The sequence below is a fragment of the Microvirga sp. 2YAF29 genome (assembly GCF_052114605.1).
Taxonomy (GTDB): domain Bacteria; phylum Pseudomonadota; class Alphaproteobacteria; order Rhizobiales; family Beijerinckiaceae; genus Microvirga.
Genome location: NZ_JBFRFB010000031.1, coordinates 1 through 6742, shown reverse-complemented (window position 1 = coordinate 6742; position 6742 = coordinate 1). Strand labels below are relative to the sequence as shown.

The 6742-nt window shown below is 53.8% G+C and carries 8 protein-coding genes; all 8 read left to right on the top strand.

Features of this window, described 5'->3' with window-relative positions:
- Positions 1–403: 403 nt before the first annotated feature.
- The gene (locus AB4Y85_RS19290; protein ID WP_441986523.1) at positions 404–2095 is read left to right on the top strand and encodes an FAD-dependent monooxygenase; all 1692 of its coding nucleotides are present in this window, start codon (positions 404–406) and stop codon (positions 2093–2095) included.
- An 18-nt stretch (positions 2096–2113) separates the two neighbouring features.
- Positions 2114–3178, top strand: coding sequence for a TRAP transporter substrate-binding protein (locus AB4Y85_RS19285; RefSeq protein WP_441986522.1), 1065 nt, complete (start codon positions 2114–2116; stop codon positions 3176–3178).
- 8 nt (positions 3179–3186) lie between these two features.
- Positions 3187–3675 (top strand): TRAP transporter small permease, encoded by a 489-nt coding sequence (locus AB4Y85_RS19280; RefSeq protein WP_441986521.1) that lies wholly within the window; start codon positions 3187–3189, stop codon positions 3673–3675.
- On the top strand, positions 3672–4979 hold the full coding sequence (locus AB4Y85_RS19275) for a TRAP transporter large permease (RefSeq protein WP_441986520.1): 1308 nt from the start codon (positions 3672–3674) through the stop codon (positions 4977–4979). The genes AB4Y85_RS19280 and AB4Y85_RS19275 overlap by 4 nt, the downstream gene beginning before the upstream one ends.
- A 23-nt stretch (positions 4980–5002) precedes the next feature.
- A complete protein-coding gene (locus AB4Y85_RS19270; protein WP_441986519.1) occupies positions 5003–5323 on the top strand; it encodes a hypothetical protein in 321 nt (106 codons plus the stop codon).
- A gap of 37 nt (positions 5324–5360) precedes the next feature.
- Positions 5361–5774, top strand: a complete 414-nt coding sequence (locus AB4Y85_RS19265; RefSeq protein ID WP_441986518.1) for a nuclear transport factor 2 family protein — start codon at positions 5361–5363, stop codon at positions 5772–5774.
- A gap of 133 nt (positions 5775–5907) precedes the next feature.
- On the top strand, positions 5908–6408 hold the full coding sequence (locus tag AB4Y85_RS19260; protein ID WP_441986517.1) for a MarR family winged helix-turn-helix transcriptional regulator: 501 nt from the start codon (positions 5908–5910) through the stop codon (positions 6406–6408).
- Between the two features lie 186 nt (positions 6409–6594).
- Positions 6595–6742: acyl-CoA dehydrogenase family protein (locus tag AB4Y85_RS19255; RefSeq protein WP_441985911.1), on the top strand; the 148-nt coding region annotated here is incomplete at its 3' end.

Sequence of the window (6742 nt, the reverse complement as noted above, 5' to 3'; positions counted from 1 at the left end):
GCCCTTGTCGAGCAGAAGCTCGATGCGCTCGCGGGCCGTGAGCTTGCCACGGGCGTGCTGCGCCTCGATGCGCTTCGCACCGCCGCCGAGGCGGGCCTGGGCGCGCCGATCTTCAAGACGTTCGAGGATGTCTTTCATAGGGTCTTCCCGGAAAATCGCCATTCGATCTTGTGGCAGCACCACTACGGCTACACCTTAATATGCCGTACAATTGCAATATTTATAACAAGAAAGTTGTTATATTCAACATCATTGTTTGCGAGGCTCGTTATAAAAATAAAATTCTTATACGCGCCATGATTGCTGCAGCGCATGGTCGAAATGGTGCTTTGCAGCGAGAAATGCCACTTGTATTCCGCATTTTTGTTTAGTTTAGTAACTAAATCTTTTAGAGGAAATGCTGGTGCCGTTACCTACTAACGTTGACGTGTTGATTGTTGGTGCCGGTCCAGTCGGGCTTGTGCTCGCGGCCGAACTCGGGGCTTTTGGAGTTTCGACGCTGCTTCTGGAACAAAATCCTAACATCTCCACGCACCCCAGGGCCAACACGCACTCAGCGCGCAGCATGGAGATTTACCGTCGCCTCGGAATTGCTACTGCCTTTAGACAGGCTGGGCTGCCGGATGATCGGCCCACCGACATCAGTTATTCGACGCGCCTTCTCGGGGCCGAGTTTGCGCGTGTCTCCCTCCCTAGCCCGCGCGAAGCTCTGAAAAATGCAGAAATTGGGAATGATGCATGGCCAACTCCAGAGCCTCAGTTTCGCTCTTCCCAACTTTTCCTTGAGCCCATTCTAAAAGATCGAGTTCTTTGTGAGAAAAGTATCCACTTGACCTATGGACAGCGTGTCACAGACTGCGCCGAGGTCAATGACGGGGTTCGGGTTACCTGTGAGCCCTCGGAAGGCGGTGAACCTCGATACGTTACAGCTCGATATGTAGTGGGCTGCGATGGTGGGCGGAGTTTTGTTCGGCGTACCATGGGAGCGCGTTTCGAGGGCGAGAGCGGTATCGACCTCGATTTCATGGGCGGCCGAATGGTGGCCACCTACTTCCGCGCCCCTGATTTGATCGAACGCATGGGTAGGCCTCCCGCTTGGCAATACTGGTCGATCAACCCGGACATGCGATGCGTCATGGTCGCTATCGACGGAAAGCAGAATTTCCTGATTCACTTTCAACTAAGGCCCGATGAGTCCGTTGAAACTTTCGATTTTGCCTCTCGCATTGCTCAGGTGGCCGGCGAGCCTATTGCAGTCGAAATTTTGTCAGCGACAACGTGGCGCGCAGGGCAGGCGCTCGTAGCGAACCGCTATTGTGCTGGACGTATGCTGTTGGCTGGAGATTCCGCGCATCTATTCACCCCTGCGGGAGGATTCGGCCTCAACACTGGCATTGAGGATGCGGTCAATCTCGGCTGGAAATTGGCGGCCGTATGTCAGGGGTGGGGGGCGAGCGATCTACTGCAAACCTATGACACTGAACGCAAGGCCATTGCGTCGCGTAATACCAGCGCCGCACTCTCGTTAGCTAAAGCTATCGGCGAATGCCCCGTTTCTGCGGATATAGAAGCTCATGGTCCAGATGGTGACGCGGCCCGCCGTAGGGCGGCCGAGCACATTTTGGCTTATGCACCCCAAGAATTCGAGGCGCCTGGCATTCAGCTCGGCGCTCGCTATGACGACTCACCAATCATTGCCTCTGACGAGGCACCGCCGCCGGACGAGCCTACTCGATACTTGCCGACATCAATTCCAGGTGGCCGCGCTCCGCATGTCTGGCTCGATCAGGGTGTCTCAACCTTGGACCATCTTGGACACTGCTTTACCATCCTTCGCATTAAATCAGGTGGTGATTCATCAGCCGAGACACTTGTAGAAGCCGCCTCCGCTCGTGGCATCCCTCTCAAATTAATAGACATCGATCCTGTGGCAGCGGCCGGTCTCTATACTCATACTCTAACTCTCGTACGGCCTGACCAGCATATTGCCTGGCGCGGCGAAGAAATTCTGAGTCCATCAGCCTTGTTGGATCACGTCCTAGGCTTCTCAGGAGCAGTAGCGACGTTGAATCGTTCGACTGCCACTGCACGATAGGTAAAAGGGAGAGAAAGAATGAGCGCGAAAGACAAGATCCTGACAGGCTACAAAGATCACAGTTCCTCGTCTCCGACGAGGCGCCGGGTTCTCGCGCTTGGCGGAGGCCTTATGGCCTCGCCATTTCTTTTGCGCGGCGCTTCTGCACAAGCCTTCGAGCTAAAGCTCACGCATTTCGTTCCGCCGTCAAATAACGCTCACCTTGCGCTTGAGGCCTGGGCCAAGCGCCTCTCAAACGAGACGGCCGGAAGATTGAAGATCAGTATCTTTCCATCAGGACAGATGGGCCCCCCTCCCCGTCAATACGATCTGGCGCGAACCGGAGCAGCCGACCTTGCGTTCTTTGCTCATGGCCTGACACCTGGACGTTTCCCACTGACGGAAGTGGCTCATCTGCCATCTCTCATTCCAGGTGGTGAAGCAGGTTCAGGAATCCTGATGTCCGCAGCGCATGAGTATTTGCAGGCGGAGCACCAGGGCGTCAAAATCCTCGCGCTCGTGACTTCGCCACAAGTGCAAGTCTTCTCGGCTCGGGCTAATATTATGTCCTTGGCCGATCTCAAGGGAAAGCGGATCCGCCACCCTGGCGTCGTGCCGGCAAAAATGCTCGTCACGCTCGGAGCCTCGCCCGCATCTGTACCTCCAACGGAAATGGGCGATGCCCTAGACAAAGGTACGATCGATGGAATTCTTACCACACATGAAGCTATGCAGAGCTTTCAGCTCGGCACTGTCATCCGGAATGCTTTGGATTTGAATGGCGGAGTGGCAACCTTCGCGCTTGTGATGAATCAAGCTTCCTATGACCGCCTCCCCGAGGATATCAGAAAAGCGATCGACGCCGCATCTGGGCTGGGGCTCTCCAAAGCAATCGGTGCCTCTTATGAGGCCGCCGAGAGCAACGCGAGAGCTTACATGGCTCAGAACAAAGTGACTATGACTTCGTTGGCCGGAGAGAGCAAAAAAGCATTCCAGGATGCCATTGAACCGATGATCCAGGCCTCCCTCAAGGAGACTGAGGCGAAGGGTTTGCCTGCGAATGCCCTCTTCGGCGCTTTGAAAAAGGCAGCGTCTGGAACCTGAGGCTCGCCATGATCAATGATACTCGAATTCGCTTATCTCAAGCACTTCTTGTCCCTGCAGCTTTCGCTTTGGTCACAATGGTCGCTGTAACTATTTGTGACATCGTCGCCAGAGCCGCATTCAGCACACCTATTGTAGGCACTTTGGAGATCGTCGAGCTCTCACTTGCTATCTCCCTTTTCCTGTCCTTGCCGGAAGTTTGTCGGCTGAACATGCACATAGCAGTTGATCTCATAGACGGCTTCGTCGGACCTGCTGGGGTTAGACTTCTCCATCGGATCGCAGCCATTGCATGGGTAGTACTTCTCATGCTTCTCGCCTATCAGGCCGCTCAGCAAGCCTACGATGCATGGCGGTTCGGCGATCAGCGACCGGATCTTGGAACGCCTCTTTGGGTTTTCTGGACACCGGCCTGCTTTGGGCTCTTGTTCAGCGCCCTAATAGAAGCGGCCTCCTTCGTAAGAGCGCGACCATCCACTTTGGAGCAGCCGCAATGACTCCAGAATCAGTAGGCTTGGCGAGCGTTCTTCTTCTTACATTGAGCATCGCATTTCGAGTCCCCATAGCAGTTGCAATGGGGCTGACCGCCCTTCTTGGATATGCCACCTTGGAGTCGTGGCCTCACGCCATGACTGCGATTGCAGCAGCCTCGCTCGATATCGGAGCATCGTATACCCTGTCAGTCGTTCCTCTCTTTCTTCTGATGGGTACGCTTGGTGCAGCATCAGGCCTGTCATCAAGGCTCCTCGCGGCTGCCGATGCTTTGTTCGCAGGGATACGCGGTTCAGCCGCCATGGCAACTATCGGCGCGTGCGCAATTTTCGGAGCGATTTGTGGCTCGTCATTGGCCACAACGGCGACCATCGGACGTATAGCTATCCCCGAACTACGAAAGGCATCCTACGACGACCGTTTGATGGCCGGATCAATCGCCGCAGGCGGTACATTGGGCATTCTCATCCCGCCTTCAATCATTTTCGTTCTGTATGCCATCATCACTCAGCAATCCGTTGCGAAACTGTTTGCTGCAGGGCTTATTCCAGGACTCATCCTGACCAGCCTGTATATCGCAGTCGTCAGGGTTTGGGTTTGGATCGATCCTTCCGTCGCTCCGGAGATGCCAAAATTGGGTTCCAAGCGCGAGCAAATCAAGCGCATCGGGCAGGCCTGGGAAGCGGCGTTTCTCTTCGGCCTCTCCATTGGAGGCATTTATCTAGGCTGGTTCACGCCCACCGAGGCGGCAGCTGTCGGCGCAGCCGGCGCGCTCTTCCTGGGTCTTGCCCGCAGACGCCTAAGATGGGCTCAGATCAAGGCCTCATTTAAAGAGACCCTACTTACGTCCGCTTCGCTGTTCATGATTGTCATCGCAGCAACTATGTTTGCTTACTTCGCAGTACAATCCAGGATTCCAGAGACGTTGGTCACTTGGGTGGGAGAACTCGGACTTCCTCCAATGGGCGTCATGCTTGCTCTTCTGGCGTTTTACATCGTGGCGGGCTGCTTTGTGGACGGCATAGGAATGATCCTCATTACTGTGCCTGTTTTCTACCCTCTCGTCGTGGCAAACGGATTCGATCCGATCTGGTTTGGCGTGATCCTCGTTGTAGTTGTCGAGCTCGGCCTCATCCATCCGCCGGTTGGGATGAACATATTCGTGCTGAAGGCTCAGGCGCCGGACCTCGGCACTGGAACGATCATCAAGGGCGTACTTCCATTCCTTGCGGTTCAGTTCGCGTTCCTTGGACTTCTGCTGCTTTGGCCCGATCTCGCGCTGTGGCTCCCGCGGCAGCTTTTTAGTTAATCACACATAAGTGGAGGCTAACGATGTACGTGAGATGTGGATATCTTGAGGGGCATGTAGCGCCTGAAAATCGAGAGCACTTCGACCGCGTTCTGACCGGCGACTTGCTGGCAATGTTGAAAGAGCTGCCAGGTATTCATACAGCTCGTATTCTTCTCGGGCGTCAGCATGAAGAGAATGCGCCGCCATTCTACGCGACCATTGAGCTGACCTTCCCCTCAAAGGAAGCGACAGAGGCAGCTCTAAAGAGCGAACTGCGCGAAAAAATCAGGCATCAGTTTGCGGAAATTCTCCCCATGCTATCGGGGAGGATCTTCCACATCAATCACGAAGCCGTGGCGTGACTTCCAAACCGCGGAACTATCAACGTAGGAGGACAAATTGTATCAAGACGATCCGAAAGTGAAACACGCGCTCAGCTTGGTCGAAATGCATTTCCGCGAGGAAAATCCTCAGGACATCGACAACGCATTGAGGCTTTACACCGACGATATTGTCTGGGAAGTGCCAGGCCGGCGCGTGCGCTATGAGGGCAAGCAAGCCGTCAAAGAAAACTATCTACGCCTGTTCGACGCCGTAGAAGAAATCGACTTCGAGCCGATTGATCGCTTCGCAACGCCCGATCGTGTCGTCGATGACATGTGGGTGCGCTTCAAGTTGATCGGCCCTGGCATTGAGAACCATATTCTTCCCATTGGGTCACGGGTAAAGATGCGCCTCGTTCACATCTTCCATGTCCGCGATGGACTCATCTGCCGCGAAGCGGGTTATGAAAGCTGGCTCCTAGACGATTAAAACGTCCTCGTCTTCGAGATTGAGCAAACTCGATCGACGATAAAAAATCGAATGGCCGTTGTTAATATAACGGCCATTTTGAACATGCAGTTATGAAACGTGATTTCAGTAAGGTTACATGGTGTGGAGTTTGATGATGTCGCCAGTTGCTAAGAGTGGCAAGAAATTACTCTCCACCACCACTGATCTAGAAACCCTGTGGAGAGAGAAGAACACGGGACGCTTGCTTGTCAATTGCTTCATGGGCTTTGAACAAAGGGCACTCTCAGAAATTCATTCTGCCGGCTTCAAGACGGTAAAGCCATCTCATTTGCAACTGTTGAGAAATCTCGATTATGAGGGAACGCAGATGGCTGAATTAGCAAAGCGTGTTGGCATCACCAAAGGCGCCGTCACGCAGCTTGTAGCTTCTTGCGAGCGGCTTGGCTTGGTTGTCATACAATCCAGTCCTAGTGATGGTCGAGTCCGAATAGTTCAGTTCTCCCGGGAAGGCCGAGCAATGATGCAAGCCGCTCAGAAAGTCTTTCTAAATCTTGAGGATGAAATTCAGAAAACTCTCTCACTTGAGATTTATCAAACCATGCGCGACGCTCTTGAAGTTCTAAGCACGTCAACGCTGAAGCCAAAAGAGTAAAATTCTTGGGCAGTTGTTTTGAGATGCGATGAGAGGGACATCAGGAGCTATGCAAACTATCACCTGTATTTTCCATAGCGAACGACGGTTCCGTCTTTCAAGTATCTAAGTGCCTCTCTGACCGAGCAATTTGCGTATTTCAACCGGACTAAGACCAGCTCCTCACATTCCGTTTGTTATAAGATCATGACCCAGTTCTCCTTGACCGAAGACCAGATTGCCGTCCGCGACATGGCCCTTGCTTTTGCTGCGGACAATCTCGCCCCCCACGCCCTCGAATGGGACGAGAAGAAACATTTCCCCGTCGATGTACTGCGGGAAGCAGCCTCGCTGG